This is a genomic window from Chitinophaga filiformis, from assembly GCF_021646545.1.
Classification (GTDB): domain Bacteria; phylum Bacteroidota; class Bacteroidia; order Chitinophagales; family Chitinophagaceae; genus Chitinophaga; species Chitinophaga filiformis_A.
Genome location: NZ_JAKIRP010000002.1, coordinates 729,142 through 745,063 on the forward strand (window position 1 = coordinate 729,142; position 15,922 = coordinate 745,063).

At 46.6% G+C, this 15,922-nt stretch carries 12 protein-coding genes; 6 read left to right on the forward strand and 6 right to left on the reverse strand.

Going from position 1 to position 15,922, the window contains the following annotated elements; translation table 11 throughout:
- Nucleotides 1-2 precede the first annotated feature (2 nt).
- Complete coding sequence (locus L3C95_RS09245; RefSeq protein ID WP_236387008.1) at nucleotides 3-1,442, reverse strand: alpha/beta fold hydrolase; 1,440 nt, start codon at nucleotides 1,440-1,442, stop codon at nucleotides 3-5.
- Between the two features lie 63 nt (nucleotides 1,443-1,505).
- Entirely contained in the window at nucleotides 1,506-2,312 is an 807-nt protein-coding gene (locus L3C95_RS09250) for a helix-turn-helix domain-containing protein (protein WP_236387010.1), read from the reverse strand.
- Between the two features lie 221 nt (nucleotides 2,313-2,533).
- Between L3C95_RS09250 and L3C95_RS09255 the strand changes: the two genes are divergently transcribed.
- Nucleotides 2,534-2,995, forward strand: coding sequence for a GNAT family N-acetyltransferase (locus L3C95_RS09255; protein ID WP_236387012.1), 462 nt, complete (start codon nucleotides 2,534-2,536; stop codon nucleotides 2,993-2,995).
- Nucleotides 2,996-3,261: 266 nt separating this feature from the next.
- On the opposite strand, the gene L3C95_RS09260 is transcribed toward L3C95_RS09255, so the two are convergent.
- From L3C95_RS09260 to L3C95_RS09270, 3 genes are all read right to left on the reverse strand, one after another.
- A complete protein-coding gene (locus tag L3C95_RS09260) occupies nucleotides 3,262-4,458 on the reverse strand; it encodes a winged helix-turn-helix domain-containing protein (RefSeq protein WP_236387013.1) in 1,197 nt (398 codons plus the stop codon).
- Nucleotides 4,459-4,604: 146 nt separating this feature from the next.
- Entirely contained in the window at nucleotides 4,605-5,633 is a 1,029-nt protein-coding gene (locus tag L3C95_RS09265) for an aldo/keto reductase (protein WP_236387015.1), read from the reverse strand.
- Nucleotides 5,634-5,862: 229 nt separating this feature from the next.
- On the reverse strand, nucleotides 5,863-6,834 hold the full coding sequence (locus tag L3C95_RS09270; RefSeq protein WP_236387017.1) for a hypothetical protein: 972 nt from the start codon (nucleotides 6,832-6,834) through the stop codon (nucleotides 5,863-5,865).
- Between the two features lie 234 nt (nucleotides 6,835-7,068).
- Between L3C95_RS09270 and L3C95_RS09275 the strand changes: the two genes are divergently transcribed.
- Complete coding sequence (locus L3C95_RS09275; protein WP_236387018.1) at nucleotides 7,069-7,575, forward strand: DinB family protein; 507 nt, start codon at nucleotides 7,069-7,071, stop codon at nucleotides 7,573-7,575.
- A gap of 51 nt (nucleotides 7,576-7,626) precedes the next feature.
- Entirely contained in the window at nucleotides 7,627-8,229 is a 603-nt protein-coding gene (locus tag L3C95_RS09280) for a hypothetical protein (RefSeq protein WP_236387021.1), read from the forward strand.
- Between the two features lie 76 nt (nucleotides 8,230-8,305).
- Here L3C95_RS09280 and L3C95_RS09285 read toward each other — a convergent pair whose 3' ends face one another.
- Nucleotides 8,306-11,716 (reverse strand): HEAT repeat domain-containing protein, encoded by a 3,411-nt coding sequence (locus L3C95_RS09285; RefSeq protein WP_236387023.1) that lies wholly within the window; start codon nucleotides 11,714-11,716, stop codon nucleotides 8,306-8,308.
- Between the two features lie 292 nt (nucleotides 11,717-12,008).
- Between L3C95_RS09285 and L3C95_RS09290 the strand changes: the two genes are divergently transcribed.
- The 3 genes from L3C95_RS09290 (at nucleotide 12,009) to L3C95_RS09300 (ending at nucleotide 15,917) form a co-directional block, all read left to right on the forward strand.
- Nucleotides 12,009-13,538 carry an alpha/beta hydrolase-fold protein gene (locus L3C95_RS09290; protein ID WP_236387025.1) on the forward strand — a complete coding sequence of 510 codons (1,530 nt, stop codon included), beginning with the start codon at nucleotides 12,009-12,011 and terminating at the stop codon, nucleotides 13,536-13,538.
- A 247-nt stretch (nucleotides 13,539-13,785) separates the two neighbouring features.
- Complete coding sequence (locus L3C95_RS09295; protein WP_236387027.1) at nucleotides 13,786-14,883, forward strand: serine hydrolase domain-containing protein; 1,098 nt, start codon at nucleotides 13,786-13,788, stop codon at nucleotides 14,881-14,883.
- Between the two features lie 164 nt (nucleotides 14,884-15,047).
- Nucleotides 15,048-15,917, forward strand: coding sequence for an NEW3 domain-containing protein (locus L3C95_RS09300; RefSeq protein WP_236387029.1), 870 nt, complete (start codon nucleotides 15,048-15,050; stop codon nucleotides 15,915-15,917).
- Nucleotides 15,918-15,922: the final 5 nt, after the last annotated feature.

Genomic DNA, 15,922 nt, shown 5'->3' on the forward strand with positions numbered 1-15,922 from the left:
CTTTAATAAACAATGATCTTCTTGTTGTCAGACACCAGTCTTTCGTATGGATGGTTGAGGAATTGTATCATGAAAGGTTGAAGCTCCCTGCTTCCTACGCCATGGGCCCGGTGTGTAAACAATAAGCGCTGACTGTTCGGCATATAATGATGGATCATGTCGATATACAATGGCCGGCAGGCATTATCCATTTCTCCGTCAGCCAGTAAAGCAGGTTTGGTGGAGTAGAACGGTTGTTTGGTGGCGGGATTGATGGGTGAATATGTCCAGCAATCGCACATGGCATTGTAGACATCATTGATATGATACCCTTCCATATACGGGTAGACCTTGTATGATTGTTTGAGCACATTTTCATCGTGATATGCGGCCTGGTCTGCACAGTAGACGGAGATCCGCATGCCGGAAGGGCCTTTATAACCGCTGAAGATGCCGTCCAGCAATTCGGTTACATATTTACGGTGGTTGCCTTTGATGAGTTCTTTGATAACATGGGGTGTTTCTGAAGGATTCGAAAAGTAATTCTGGATAATGTCGAAGAGGTCATTCCTGGTGTAGGCTACACGAATGGAATCTGTCGTGCCTTTTTCCAGGTAGGAGATGTAAAAAGGTGTTTGGCCTATAGACGTGAAGTATTGGATGAATTGCGCTTTAAGGTTGCCATATTGTGCTTTGTCGGCAGAGTCTTTTTCTACGTGCTCAAACAATATGTTCAATGCTTCATTAAAGTTGGCTGGTTCGTCTTCATCGATCGGGACAAACGTTGGCAATGGAGAGTCCAGTATCAGTGTCCTGATACGGGAAGGATCACGTTGTAAGACGGCCTGCATCAGGCCACCGCTGTAGGAGATGCCCATCAGGTTGACAGAATCGATCTGCAGGGCGGACAGGAGATCGTGAATATCAGACACTGTCTCGTCTGTATTGTAGCCCGAAAGGTCGATGCCTCGGGCCTCCAGTCCTTTCCGGAGCTGTTTCACTCCTTCGATCACCATGCTGTCCTTGTTAAGGTTTTTCTTATAGGACTCTTTGATGGCGGCGCCCAGTTCGGGTCCATTGAGGCCGGGAATGGAATAACCGGCGCCTCGCTGTTCGAAGGCAATACAGTCTCTGTCTTTGATCACCTGGCTGGCTGCAGCGCCTCTTGCCCAACCGAGTGAGCCCGAACCGGGGCCCCCGCCTGTGAAGAGTAGCGGGTCTTTCTTCTTGTTTGGATTTTTGCTTTCAACAATGATAAATGGCAGTTTGACGGTCCTGCCGTTGTTCTTTTTCCTGTTCTCCGGCACTACGAGGTAGGCGCAGCGGGTTTTAAAGCTGCTGTCTACTTTGACCGGGCATGCACATGGTTCTATAAGGGGCTGATAGGTATTTTTTCCCTGCGAACGGGCAATAGGGAGCAGGAAGACGACTGCAGCAATGGTTAATAAGATCGCTTTCTTCATGAATGGCTTTTTATCAAAAATAGAATGGCAGGACTAACTAATCCAGGTAAAAAACGGACATTTTTACTGCTGTGCTGCGAGGCCCTGGCCCGTGAAGCTGATCACTTCCTTATAGAAATGACTCATATCATAGTAGCCGTGGTGACAGGGAGAAAAGGCATCCTTATCAGCCACATAGGCTGTTAGCGCAGCCCTTGCCCGCAGGATGGAGAAGTACTTTTTAGGACTGATACCAACAATGGCATTGAAATAACGGTTGATGGTTTTGGAAGTAATAAACATCTTCTCTGCTATCTCGCTCGTATTGTACTGCATACGATTGGCCGCATACAGGTCAATACTATCCTTTACGAGGTGTATGTAATGATCTTTCTTTTGTTGCCGGGAAAGCTGCGATAAAAAGAAGTGTTGCACCAGCGCCTTTCTTGCTTCAAAGGACCCGGCAGTTTTAACCTGATGGATCAGCAAAGCCGGCAGGATGTGTTTTAGTGCGACTACTTTGTTGATGAATTGTGCCTGGTTGATGCCGAGTATAGCTTCCAGTCCGCCGGGGAAGAACTTTACGGTGAAGATATAGTCCGCCGGCAGGTTGTGACGCGCTGTGATCGAATCTCTCAGAATAAGCACGTCATGATTGGCACTGATATGATAGCTGTTCCTGGTCGTTATAAGCTCATAAGGAGCACCCAGGTTGATCCAGATAGTAGGAGTCCAGCTGGGGAACATTTTCACGGTAAAAGGGCTGTTATTGGCATGTAACGCAGTCTCTTCAAAAGAGGATTCAGAAATGAACTCAATATACGCTTCCAGTTCAGGGCAGGGAGCGCTGAAGTTGTAGAGCTGTCTGATATTATCGAAGATTTCTACCATGCGAAGACTAAGTTACGCAATCAATCCGGCATATTGGATGGTGGGAGCGCGGGCTGGTTTTATTCCTGATAGGCTTTTTCTGGTTGTACTTCCTGCCGATGGGTTACAGGAAGAAAAATAATAAGTAAAGCAATGGCGGATTTTAATAACTTCATCCGTTCTTATAACGGATAGATTTTTTATTAACCGCGAACTAAAATCGTTCTGAAGACTGTATTGATATGGATACTGTAAAAACAAGAAGAGCCTCATTCGATGATCTGCCTGTACTCGATAATTTCCTGCAGCTGTTGGTTGATGCTGAAAGGCCGTTTGACGTGACTATCAAAGATGGAACGGCTATCTATTATGACCTTAGGGCATTGATAGAAAGTGATGATGCGGAGCTGTTGGTATTAGAGAAAGACGGTAGCCTGGTGGGGTGTGGTTACGCGCTTATTCAAAAGGCGAAGTCATATTTAAAGTACCGGGAATATGCTCATCTGGGCTTTATGTATGTAGTTCCTGAATACAGGGGGATGGGGCTCAACCAACAACTAATTACTGCTCTGAAGCAATGGGTGTTGTCCAAGGGAGTTAGAGAGGTGCGTCTGGAGGTGTATGAAGAGAATGCAGCGGCGGTTAAGGCTTATGAGAAAGCGGGTTTCAGGAAGTTGCTATCGACGATGCGTTGTGAGATATGATAATAGACAGGGGCGTCGGCCGGTTTTCAGGAGGGACTGCTGGCTGTAGTTCTTTGAAGTTCCTTACTATCGGGCCGTTGATTGGCGGGTTGGCCCCTGGATAATTATTTAAACCCTGGCAGGTCGCGTCGGCACTTCAAATAACTAAGGCCGGCAGTCTCTTTCTGAACCCGGCCTATGCTTTATGTGTTCCGATAGTAGATGGAGTACATCTCAATTCTTTGATGAGGAACTGTATAATTCTTTGTTGATGACCTTTTAAACTTTTAGGATAGCCCGTCCTTTATAGCCTTTACGTACTTTTTACTGTTCGATTTTTTAATGACGATGTCTCTGCATTGGTTGAAGGTGGCAAATGCTTTGATGGCATCAGTGAGCTTATCTAACATGAGTTCGTTTAGTTCTATTGCTTCGAAGTGAAGATTGTGGATGATCAGTGTTCTTTGTTTCCGGTCGGCCTTTGAGTCCATGCGGGCTATAAAGGTGTCTCCGATCAATATGGGTAATGAAAAGTAACCGTATATCCGTTTAGGCTCGGGAACAAAACATTCGATCTGATAGTCGAAGTGAAAGAAGTCCCTTAAGCGGTGCCTGAAGACGTTCAGTACATCGAAGGGGGAAAGAATGAAAGCCTCATCAGACAGCGTGAGCTTTTTGTTTTTATAGTCAGGCAACATATAGAGCGGAGCGCTTTTCAGTCCTTCGACTGTCACCTGGCAGATTTCGCCTTCAGCTACTAATTTTTGCAGTTCCTGTTTTACCAGGTGATCTTTTACGCGGCGGGCACGCCAGGCTATTTCTTTTACATATGAAATACCCAGCGCCTGTAATGTGCGCCGGATGATATGCCGGGCAAATTCCTCCGGTGTGGGCATTGTTGTATCAATATCTGCCGGGATGATGTTGATGGGGAGGTCATACAATTTATGGAAGTCTTTATTTCGCGTGCACATCAATCTTCCGTCCATGTACAGGCGTTCGAGCGCTATCTTGGACGGCCGCCAGTCCCACCAGCCTGAACTGGCTTCCTGCCGGTCGTTGTCAAAATCCTTTACCGTTAATGGGCCTTCCCGCTCAATCCTGTCGAGTACTTTCTTCATGAGACTGGTCTCTGCCTGTGTGAGCGGCTTACCGTTGGCGGCGAAGCTTTCCTTTACAGGTAAGGAAAAGCGGAAATCGTGCATAGGCATATATCCTGCATCAGAAATGAAGTATTCAAAGATCCTTCCGTCTTCCTGCAGATCGTTCAGCCATTCGGGCTTGTAGTCAGGCACGCGCGATGCAATGGTATGGTGATGGGCGCGCTCGACAACATAGTTTGTATCGATCTGGATAAAACCGAGGTGGTCGATCAGTTTATAGACGGCTTCGGGGCCCTTTCCAAATTGTGCCTTTTTGGAAAGCCCTGCCGCATGGAGAATGATCTTTCGGGCTTGTGACGGCGTGAGGATATGTTGGTTCATATATGCGAAGTAAATTAAAAGGAGATCAAATTCAAAGAAATAGAAGGTATAGCCAGATACACCTTCTGTTTCTTCGCTTCCAGTCAGCGGCCTATCTTCGTTTAAGCGTATTGTCTGACCCTTTGGTTATCCCTGATACCTTCCTTTTATTTTGCTCCCAATATTTCCTTATGTTTCGGATCAGCCAGATTCTGCACAAACCAATGAGGGTATGAGATGCCTGGTTGTGTAAGGTCGTCCAGGGTTTTGATATCAGCGTCGCTTAGTTCCACATTGACCGCCTGCAGATTATTTTCCAGCTGCTGGATCTTACTGGCGCCAACAAGGATGCTGGACACTACGGGTTTTGTAAGTAGCCATGACAGCGCTACCTGTGCCGGAGAAGCATTGTGTGCGGCAGCGATATCTTTTAATACATCTACCACACTGAAACCTTTTTCCTTATCAAAGGGTAAGATATCGAAGCCTGCCAGACGGTTATCACCTTCGGTGAGGTTTTCGCGTGTATACTTACCACTGAGGAAGCCGCCAGCGAGCGGACTCCATACGGTCATTCCTATGCCTGCATGCTGCATAAAAGGAACGATATCGTGTTCTACATCCCGTCCTAACAGCGAGTAGTACATCTGTCCGTTGCTGAAGGTAGCCCAGCCGCGTTCCTTTTGCATCTGGTAAGCGATGGCGGCTTTCCATACCGTCCAGTTGGAAAAGCCTATATAACGTACTTTGCCTGCACGTACCAGCATGTCCAGTGTTTCCAGTGTCTCTTCCAGTGGCGTATAAGGATCTTCCTTATGCACAATATACAGGTCTATATAATCTGTGTTCAGTCTTTTGAGACTTTGCTCGCAGGAGAAAAGGATATGCCGTCTTGAAAGCCCAGCCTGTGTTACCGGCTCGCCAGTTCTGAATCCTACTTTTGTAGCGATGACTACATCCTGGCGGCGTTTAGCCAGGGCTTTTCCAAGCATTACTTCCGACTGACCACCGGAATAACCGTCAGCTGTATCAAAGAAATTAATGCCTGCATCCAGTGCCTTGTCGACCATTATCTGCGCGTCTTCCTGTGTTACTTTGTACACTGCTGTAATGGACGGATCATTGCCAAAGGTCATAGAGCCGAAAGAAAGCCTGGACACCACCAGACCGGTATTGCCGAGTTTACTGTATTTCATACATGATGTTTTATAATGGCTAATAGATGTGAACAGGTTATCAATGTGTCTCTTTATATCAGATAAAAGTAAAGCTAAGAGAATTCGAATTACCATCCAACCATTCTGTGGTTTGCGGATTGCAGAGCTAGATAAGATGCTGCGGCTGATAACATCACTGATGCGTGCGGACCAGGGCAGGTGGCGATGGTGCTTTTACCAGACTTCACAAGGGAAAGCTGCACATAAACTAGATCTTTTTTATATCCAGCAGGGGACCTTTGCTGCCGTTCTTTTTTTCGAGATGCTCTATCAGCACAATATCTCCCGGATGAAAGGTAGTCAGCTGGTGTTGCTCTAATATACCATTCCCAAGCCTGTACCAGCTGTGTTTAGTCATAGTTTTACCTGACCTTGCCATTGCTTCCACTTTCTCAGTGATGGTGGTGGTAGTACAGATCTTACTGGTGCCCTTCATAATGCTGATGATCTGTGGTAATGAGGTACTGGCAACGATGATAAGCAGGAGTAACAGCATCAGTCCGAGTACGAGCCATGCCTCCATTCTGAATCCTGCGATCAAGGCTATTATAAATCCAACGACCCCGAATACAATAAGTAGGATTTTGATTTCTGCCTTAAAATTGTCCAGCTGTCGCCGTTTGTCTTCCTCCTGCAATGGCAGGACGTTTGTGCGGTAAACGGACTGATTGTAGTGTGATTGTAACAGCAGTTCTATGCCGGGTTCTATAGGTACCAGGTGCAGGGCCACATCTTTGTTATACAATGCGGTTGCTGAAACAAGTGGTCTTTTGTATTCTGTTTTTGCGAGGTATACCGGTAATGGAACATATACCAGAAAAGATGCGCCGCCAATTGTATAGCGCAGATATTTTTTGTCTATTGTTTCCAGTTGCTGTAACCTGCCGCTAACTATTCTCTTGCCTTGTATCGGGTCAAATTGTGCTTTCATTTTACGGCGTGCATTGAAGGCTCTGTATAACAGGTATAGACCTACACCGAGCAGTATCAGGAAGAACGGCAGTAATATTTCTACGCCGGGGAAATAACCTTCAGACATCATAAGGCCAACAACACCACAGGATAAAAGGGTCAGGATAATGCCAACAGCGGTGCCAAGATATATTTCAACATTGGCTGCCCGGCGAAGGGATGATAGCAGTCGCTGGTCATCCGCAGATAATGGAACTTGCGTATACATGAATGTAAAAATAATACAGATAAAGATTCCGCTCTGGAATTTGTCTGGTACCGCTGTGGGAGTACGTGATTATCTGCCCCCATTATGATAGTGTCTTACTTTTTACGGCTATACGTTTTTCCTGTCAGGAAAGATGCTGTATTTGTGCCTGGCTATACCTACCGGCCTTGAGTATTAGGAAGCTATATCCCCCAAATTTACCTACATTTGGTACCGAACTATTAATCATTCCCCATGAAAAGAACTGAATGGTTTAAAAGAACATTTCCAATCATTGAAGATAACGGACTGTTGCCTTCCATCATAGAACGCCTCAGCGGCACTCCTGCGCGTGTTGAGGAAATAATCGGCCAGGTAGATCCTGACCTGCTGACAATGAAACCAGATGGCAAATGGAGTATTAAAGAAGAAATAGGACATCTTGGTGATATTGAGCCGCTGTGGTACGGGAGGATAGATGATTTTGTAAACGGATTGACAGAACTGAGACCTGCAGACCTGACGAACCGGGCCACGCATGATGCCGATCATAATGCGGCGAAAATAGTTACGCTATTGCAGCGGTTCAGAGAACAGCGACAAGTGCTGGTAAGCAGATTGCTGACCTTAACAGATGAACAGCTGGAAAGGAAGGCGCTGCATCCGAGACTGAAAACGCCGATGCGGGTCATTGACCTGGCATATTTTGTCGCGGAACATGATGATCATCACCTGGCGTGTGTGAGGGCGATTGTGAGATAGTCTGCTACTTTTCCAGCCAGAATGTTTAATTACCTGATATTTATCCTTATAATGCTCGCAGTTCACTGGACACCCGTAAATAACACTAAATCAATTCTGAAAAACGGTATTCGAAAATCCAAAACAGGTCTTTACTGCTTTCCCCTTACCGGAATAAAACAGCTGGACAAGTGGTGGGTCAATTTTTTTAATCAAAGCCGGGTAAGGGCACGGAAGAAATACAATGGTATCGTTTTCAGAATCACCCAGGACGATCTGCCAGCCTCTTTCAGGCATTGGGTTGGTGACAGGAATTTGAACATTACAGACCTAAAGACATTGGAGGCTGAATACCGGCAGACTGTTTTATGGCGTATTGGCGAACAGATTGCGGCGGATAAATCATTAGAAGACTGGAAACACCATGAGAAATTTATGCCCTTAGCTGAAGCTGCATTGAAAGACGATCCGGGTATACTGCAGGAGCATATGCGCTCATTTGGATTTATGGGTTTTACTTTTGAAGATTATGAGATTATCTTGTCGAGCGCTATCCCTGCCAATAGAATAATTAAGGTGATACCCCAGGGAAATGAATTCGGCAGGGTTTTAAAACAGCAGAAAAAATTTGGTCCAATAAAACACCGCAAAGCTTTCTATCAATCTGAGGAATAGACTATTTTAGCTATAAAAGAAAATGGCTGCGTCAGACTAGTGACGCAGCCATTTTCTTTTATAGCTAAAATGATCGTTAATTATCCATCTTTTGCTCTGCTAAAAAGCTTACCACATCCCTTATCTCTTTTTTGGACAGGATATGTGTCATATCCGGCATGCTGGATTGTGCATACTGTTTATGCGTAATCTGATCTGCAGCGATAGTACGTTCGGCATCTCCTTCCTTGATTGTTAATCCAGTTGGTGTTTCTCCTTTCAGAATGCCTGTCAGTTTTTTACCATCTTTCAGTTCCAGCGTTACCATACCAAATCCTGGCGCCAGGCGGGCGCTGGGGGTGATAAGTGCCTGGAGTATCTGTTCTCTTGTAATGCGACCGGCAACGCCGTTTAAGCGTGGACCAGCAGTACCGCCACGGTCATCATAAGAGTGACAGCGCATACACTGGGCGTTTTCATTATGGAAAAATATCTGTCTGCCACGTCTTGGATCACCGCCCAGCAGACAGCTGCGGTAGGAGGCCATCATATCGTTGGATGAGAGTTTACCGTTCACTGTTTTGTAGCGGGCAGCCAGCTGTGTAGAGCGACTGCTGTCGATTGCTTCACCCAGTTCCAGGTAAATGTCCGGGTCCAGCTGACCGGCAGCCATTTTATCCAGCAGGTCGCTCAGCGGTTTTTCTGTATACTGTGATGGCAGTTTACCCAGCGTCAGCAAGGCAGCCTGTTTTTCTTCCATCGTCTTGTTGGCAATCACTCCTGTGAGCAGGTTGACCATTACAGTTTCGGATAAATGCAGTTTACTTAACAGGTCCAGGCCAGTTACGCGTACTGACTTTTCACGGTCAGCCAGTGCAGCGGTGATGCCTTGTTCCACGCCGGCGTCCTGTAAGGCTACCAGTGTTTCCAATGCTGCTGCCCGCATGTCAGCATCGCGGTCCGTTTTTACGGCAGCCAGCAGCTGCGGGCCTGCCTGTTTGATCTGCAATTTAGCAATAGCTTTGGCGGCGCTGATACGCACCGGCAGCTCCTTATCCTTTAAGAGCGCGGTAAGTGGTGCCGTAGAAAGATTCACTACAGGGGCAGGGTTTCTTTTTACTTCTCCGCGCAGTCTTCCGTCCACACGGTCTAGCACAGATGGTTTAGCCCATACGCTCAACGCATCTATCGCTTCTGCGCGCATGGGCGCGGGGCTGCCTGCCTTTTGTGCATAGGCCATCAGGTTATGCATGGCAGCGTCTGTACCTACCCGCAGGTTGGCATTGATAGCGCGGCGGATGAGCGCTTCATTTTTAAACGGTGTAGTACCCAGCAGGTTGGCCAGGGCTGGCAATGCCTCGTTAATTGAGAGGTCGTCATTGATAGCGCGGGCGGTCTCAGTGACTACAAATTCATCTTTATCGTTCAGGAATGCAGCTATACCAGGATGGCTCATCCTTCTCAATGCCACCACAGCAGCGATGCGCAGCGCACGGGAGGGGCTGTTTGCCAAAGCGATCAGCGGGTCTGCCTGACCTATGCGGGACAGCGCCAGGGCGCCGGCATGCCGCTGATAGGCGTCTACATCGTTATTGGCCTCCAGGAAGGAAATGAGCGGTTGTACTGCCGGAGCATACTGTATCCTGCCCAAAGCTTCCGCGGCAAAGAAACGTGCGCGGCTGGCAGTATCTTTCAATACTGGTACCAGGGCAGCTCCGGCTTCCTTATAGCGGATATCGCCCAGCCATTTGGCTGCCTGGGCCCGTATTTCCGGATCATTGTCTTTTAAGAGGGGCAGTAATGCTTTCGCATATTGTTTATCCTGACGGGCCAGCTGGCTTAGTCCCCAGATGGCGTGTACTCTTGCCAGCTGATTATCTGTTTGTTTTAATGCCTGTTCAAACAAAGGAGCGCCTTTTTCTTTACGCTTTACCAGTTCAAACTGAGCCTTCATGCGTACCCGCATATCAGGATTCTTCAGCAGTCCGGCCAGCTCTGTTTCCTTACGTTTGCTGAAATCTTCCGCCAGTAGGGATTTGGTAGTTTTTCTTTCTGCGGTAGCGGCATCACTTTTATCGTCCAGCTTCCAGATGCGGCCATAGTTGTGTGTATCCCAGCCATCTATCCAGTCAGCTACATATAAGGCTCCATCCGGACCAAAGTCAATGCCGGTAGCCAGTATGCCGCTCAGCACTTTCTTATGTTCGCCCAGCTCAAAGGTGGCGCCTTTCGGTTTCAGTTTAAAGGCGTGTATGCCGGAGTTGGATGGATTGCCCACAAACTCGGCTACAAAGAAAGTATTCTTGTAAGCGGGGCCTAAAGCGGTACCCGGATTGTATACGAAACCTGTAGGTCCGTTTACGAAGTTGCTGATACAGGGAGTGATATAAGCCGCCTGACCTTCAAAACGGGGGGTATACATCTTTTCATCCATCCATACTTTATAGGTGTTATTGTCGGGGTCGCGGTACTTGCCATATTGCCAGTTGCTGCGCCAGCCCTGATCACCGCCGTTTACGAGGTATACGAGGCGTTCACTTTCGCCGGGGTGGTCGCCGTCATTGTCTTCGCTGATGATATTGCCATATTCATCGAAGGCAAACTCGTGCGTATTACGGATGCCATAGGAATATATTTCAAAGTCGCTGCCGTCCGGATTGGAACGTGCCAGTACGCCGCAGTTAGGAAAGGACCATTGTTGTCCGTCGGGACCTTTACCATTAAAGCCGATATCGCCTATCTGCCAGTAGATGCGCCCATCGGGACCCATTTCCACACCCGACATACCATGGCCGCTGAAGCCTACATGGATGCCGTAGCCGTGGGAGATGGATGTCTTTTCATCTGCTATGCCGTCGTGGTTCTTGTCCTTTATACGCCAGAGGTCTGGCGCAACGGCCAGGAACAGGTCATCGCCTTCTGCCAGTACACCGCCGGCAACGTCAGTCACTTCATCGTGGAAGTCGTCTACCACCAGTTGCGTCTGATCTGCTACGCCATCTCCGGAGATATCGTCCACGCGGTAGACGTGTTCTTTTTCAATGGTCAGATCGCGCCAGTCGTGAGAACTGTCACCGTTGAGGTCTGCCAGCCATCCGTTCCTTTTGCTGTTTTCCGGAGACAGTTCCTTATGCAGGAAGGCGCGGCGGTCTTCTACCGTTTGCAGGCTGATGGATGGTATTTCCCAGTCCCGGTGCCCACGTATGTCAAATTCAGAATGCTTCTGCCGGTCTGTCGTAGTGTAATACACCCTTCCCTGGTCGTCTATATCAATAGCAATAGGAGATATTACCAGTGAGTCGATGCCCCAGAGAGTAAGGGATAGATTGTCCGCCAGTTCCGGCTTCACTATAGCACCAATAGAATCCGCCAGATGGGCGGTAAGGGTGCTATCCATCCGTTTGATGCGCTTGTCCGGCCCTGTATCCTGTTTACAGGCAGGAAGGCAGGTAGCAGAAAAGAGCAGTGTTGCCAGAATAGGATCTTTTAAAACATGCAGTTTTTTCATAAAAGGAAGCAATGATTGTCAATTGTACACATTAATAGTTGAAACCTGACCGATCAAGATAGGGCAAAAAAACTGCAGAACGGAATATTTTTTTTGAGTGGTGAGACAATGTATATAATTCTTTATTTTGGTGTCAACATTGTTTTTAGTTAGTCTGCCGGGGGCTATAGCCGATGGTAAATGGAAAATGGGAGAATATCAATGCTTCATGTAAGCCCAAAAGAGGGATTGATGGGAAATAACAATGACACTATTGTATCCGATACCATTAATAATCAAACTATACATCCCAATGAAAATTAAAATTATCCTTTTTGTTATACTTATAACCATCATCAGCAGTAAGGGAAACGTTGTAAAGGCACAGGATACTGTCTGGAGAGTGTTCGATACCGGACGGCTTGATTCTATCAATTCCGGCGTATTAAAAGAGAAACGGCTGTTACAGGTATTCGTACCAAAAGGTTATAAACCAGGGAGCACTAATAAGTATGATGTGCTGTACGTACTTGATGGCGGCAACTGGAATACAGGTTTAATTAACAAGGTGCAACAATTCCTGGAAGGAGAGGGCTATATGCCGCCTACAATAGTTGTCAGCATTCTGGGCATTGATCGTAACAAAGACCTTACGCCCACTCATATAAATGACTGGAAAACCTCCGGAGGAGCAGCTAATTTCCTTCGTTTTATCAAAGATGAACTGATACCTTACATTAATAAAGAATACCCGTCTAATGGCGATAATACGTTATGGGGCCATTCATTAGGTGGCTTGTTTGTTATCAACGCCTTGTTAAATGAGCCGAAAACCTTTAAGTCATATATTGCCGTTGATCCCAGCCTCTGGTGGGACAATTGCTACATACAAAAAATCGCACCTGATAAGTTGTCTGCATTGGCGGGTTCAGATATTACACTGTTTATCAGTGGCAGAGAGGGACAAGACGGTGAAGGTATGAAGATTGCGACAATGGATACCGTTCTTAATAAATTCAAGCCTGCGGGATTGACATGGAAACATATTAATTATCCGGATGAAACACACAGTTCGGTGAGACTGAAAAGTATATATGACGGCTTGAAGTTTTCTTATGGCTGGCATAACGGCCAGATTGAATTTCATCCGATGAATGGTATTGTGTCGAAAGACAAGCCTCTTAAAGTGTGGTACTTTGGCGATACGACAAAAGCTTTCTACACACTTGATGGAAGCCAGCCCTCAATAGCATCTGCAAAGGTGCAGTCCGAAATTGATATAACGGATGCTGCTAAAATAACAGTGAAGCAATTTACCAACCGGGCGCGTTATGATAAGATCAAAACAGGTGATTTCAGAGTAGAAAAACCATCAAGCCCCGTTACAAAACAAAAGAATATACAGGCAGGTGGTTTTCATTATGCTTATTATGAAGGGAAATGGGATAGTACTACCAACTTTAAACAGTTGAAGCCACAACGGGAGGGTATCACGACTGCAGATTTCGATATAGATAAGCTGCCACTGAAAAATAACTACGCGCTGGTAATTGACGGGCTGTTGCAGACCAAGGAAGACGGCTATTATATCTTTGTGCTGGATGCCGACAAAGGTTCAAAGCTGTACATCAATAATCAGTTACTGATAAGATGGGAAGGATCTTACAGCAACCGAACGTATTCATACGTACTGCCACTGCAAAAGGGATATTATCCGTTCCGCCTGGAATACCTGCATAAGAACGAAGACTTTAAACTGAGGCTATCCTATCTTACACCAGGCATCCTGAATACCAAGGAGCCTATTCCGATTCCATCAGATGTCCAATATCTGGCACGATAGGCAGATAGCATCAGGTGACCATCTACATGTAGTCACATACATTTTACAGGACGGGAGGCTGGAAGCACGATTGTAAACAACAGGTGCACCAGCCTCCCGGCTGTAATGGGGGCAGTTACACCGTACGTAAGCGTACGCGGTGTGTACGCTTTTAATACAAATTAAGTAATTGTATACTGCATAAGAAATATGTCTTCAGGTGAGTACCGGTTGGCATCATTTTAAAGGTCTACCACAAAAACCATTAATGAAAGCAATAGTATCTGCCATCTTATCTGTATGTCTGGCCATTGGCACGAAAGCACAGGTATCGGATAATCCCATGCGTACATCAACTGACTCCATTGTGCAGACTGCATTATCAAAATTCATGCAGGACAGTGCACGTGTAATGGTGTCTGTTGGCATCTATAAAAATGGTAAGACCTTTATTTATAATTACGGAAAGAAGGACAAAGGAGATAAGAATACAATATATGAGATAGGTTCTATCAGCAAGACATTTACAGGAACGCTGTTAGCACAGGCAGTCGCTGAGAAAAAAGTACAACTGGAGGATGATGTGCGAAAATACCTTGGTCCTGGTTATGAGCATTTGGAATATGAGGGACATCCCATACAGCTAAAACACCTGCTCTATCATGTGTCAGGGCTTCCATTCCTGTTACCTGACAAGGGGGATGTTTTTCAATATCCGGAAGACTCTGTTCCGAATATCATCACCAGAATGCAGGAAAATTATTCGAAGCAGGCATTTCTGAAAGACCTGCAGCAGGTGAAACTGGATACCATTCCCGGATTTAAGTTTAAGTATTCAAACGCGGCAACGCAATTGCTGGGCTTCATTCTGGAGCAGATCTACGGAATGTCTTATGAACAGCTTGTGAAAAAATATATCACCGGACCGTTGAATATGGCGCATACCACTGCGATCTTTCCGGATAGAAAACAGGGGTTGACAAGAGGCCATAATGGAAAGGGGAATATTATGCCTTATAATCCGCCTCTGATGGCAGCAGCAGGCGGTCTATACTCTTCTGTAGATGATATGCTGAAATATATCGGGTATCAGGTGAATGAAAGTAATCCGGTAGTAGCATTAACGCATCAGCCACAATGGGGAGATATCAAGAGCTTCGCATTTGGACTTAACTGGCATATGGTTGTGAGCCCAAATGGCTTCCGAAAGATCTGGCAGAGCGGGGGAACGTTTGGGTATAGCAGTTACTGTATGTTTTATCCGGAGCTGGGTACCGGCATAGTGATGCTCAGTAATGAATCTGACCGCACAGCCCAGGAAGGCTTGGGACTGGCTGTCATAGCGATATTTGAAGGTATTCAATAAGACCCCGAACGATAGATACCAATATACAGTCAGGGCGGGTTTCCTACCTGCCTCAAATTTTTTTTAAATTTCATTTGGAAAAAATATGCACTTTGTTATAAATTAGCTCGCCTTTTTTAAAGGCGCTTTTATTTTATTAATGAATTTAAGTATTTGTTAGTTTTATGTTAGCGCTAATTCGTCAATCCCGGCGAAATGAGGGCCGCGGATTCCGTCTTTACATCCCTTTTTGTCTCATTGTTATTGTATTTTCTTTTGTCCCACTTACATTCAAGGGTAGTCCCCCGGCACGTGCCCGGACCTCCACATTCACTGCCCGCCTGATCAACCTGGAGGCTACGGCCAGGGAACCATTCAGGTACAATGCTTCACTGTTTAATGGGCGGGGCCACACTGCCATCTTTGCATTCAATGCGCAGGTACCTGCCGGCTGGAACACGACATTCCGGGTAGATGGTATGCAGGTGACTTCCTTCCGGCTCGATTCAGGCAGGACACAGGATGTGGCTATCGAGATCACTGCTTCGCCTTCAGTACAACCGGGTAAATACAACATTCCGGTTACTGCCATCGCAGAAGGAGATACAGTGCTGCTGTCACTGGAGGCAGTGGTAAAGGGTACATATACCTTAGAGCTGACAACACCCGATGGGCGTCTGAGTGATGAAATTACCGAGGGTAGTCGCAAGCCTATTCACCTGACAATAAAGAACACCGGCTCGCTTCCCCTCGATGGGTTGGAGCTGTCTGCACAGTCGCCCCCAAAATGGGACGCCACCTTCGAGCCAGCGAAGATTGAGCGGCTGGAGCCCGGCAAGTCGATAGATGTTATTGCCAGTTTGCACGTGCCGGACAAAACGATTGCCGGTGATTATGTGACGAACTTCGCCGTTAAAAATGCCAATGCAAGCGGCAACGCCACTTTCCGGATGACGGTCACCACGTCGTGGCTGGCAGGATGGCTGGGCGTAATGGTGATCCTGCTGGCTGTTGGCATTATCTATTACCTGATACGAAAATACGGCAGAAGATAAGCGTG

Excerpts from the sequence above, each read along its gene's own strand:
- L3C95_RS09265 (WP_236387015.1), bottom strand. The coding sequence starts at position 5,633 with ATGAAATACAGTAAACTCGGCAATACCGGTCTGGTGGTGTCCAGGCTT.
- L3C95_RS09280 (WP_236387021.1), top strand. The coding sequence starts at position 7,627 with ATGCTCGCAGTTCACTGGACACCCGTAAATAACACTAAATCAATTCTG.
- L3C95_RS09275 (WP_236387018.1), top strand. The coding sequence starts at position 7,069 with ATGAAAAGAACTGAATGGTTTAAAAGAACATTTCCAATCATTGAAGAT.
- L3C95_RS09285 (WP_236387023.1), bottom strand. The coding sequence starts at position 11,716 with ATGAAAAAACTGCATGTTTTAAAAGATCCTATTCTGGCAACACTGCTC.
- L3C95_RS09290 (WP_236387025.1), top strand. The coding sequence starts at position 12,009 with ATGAAAATTAAAATTATCCTTTTTGTTATACTTATAACCATCATCAGC.
- L3C95_RS09270 (WP_236387017.1), bottom strand. The coding sequence starts at position 6,834 with ATGTATACGCAAGTTCCATTATCTGCGGATGACCAGCGACTGCTATCA.
- L3C95_RS09260 (WP_236387013.1), bottom strand. The coding sequence starts at position 4,458 with ATGAACCAACATATCCTCACGCCGTCACAAGCCCGAAAGATCATTCTC.
- L3C95_RS09295 (WP_236387027.1), top strand. The coding sequence starts at position 13,786 with ATGAAAGCAATAGTATCTGCCATCTTATCTGTATGTCTGGCCATTGGC.
- L3C95_RS09245 (WP_236387008.1), bottom strand. The coding sequence starts at position 1,442 with ATGAAGAAAGCGATCTTATTAACCATTGCTGCAGTCGTCTTCCTGCTC.
- L3C95_RS09255 (WP_236387012.1), top strand. The coding sequence starts at position 2,534 with ATGGATACTGTAAAAACAAGAAGAGCCTCATTCGATGATCTGCCTGTA.
- L3C95_RS09300 (WP_236387029.1), top strand. The coding sequence starts at position 15,048 with ATGTTAGCGCTAATTCGTCAATCCCGGCGAAATGAGGGCCGCGGATTC.
- L3C95_RS09250 (WP_236387010.1), bottom strand. The coding sequence starts at position 2,312 with ATGGTAGAAATCTTCGATAATATCAGACAGCTCTACAACTTCAGCGCT.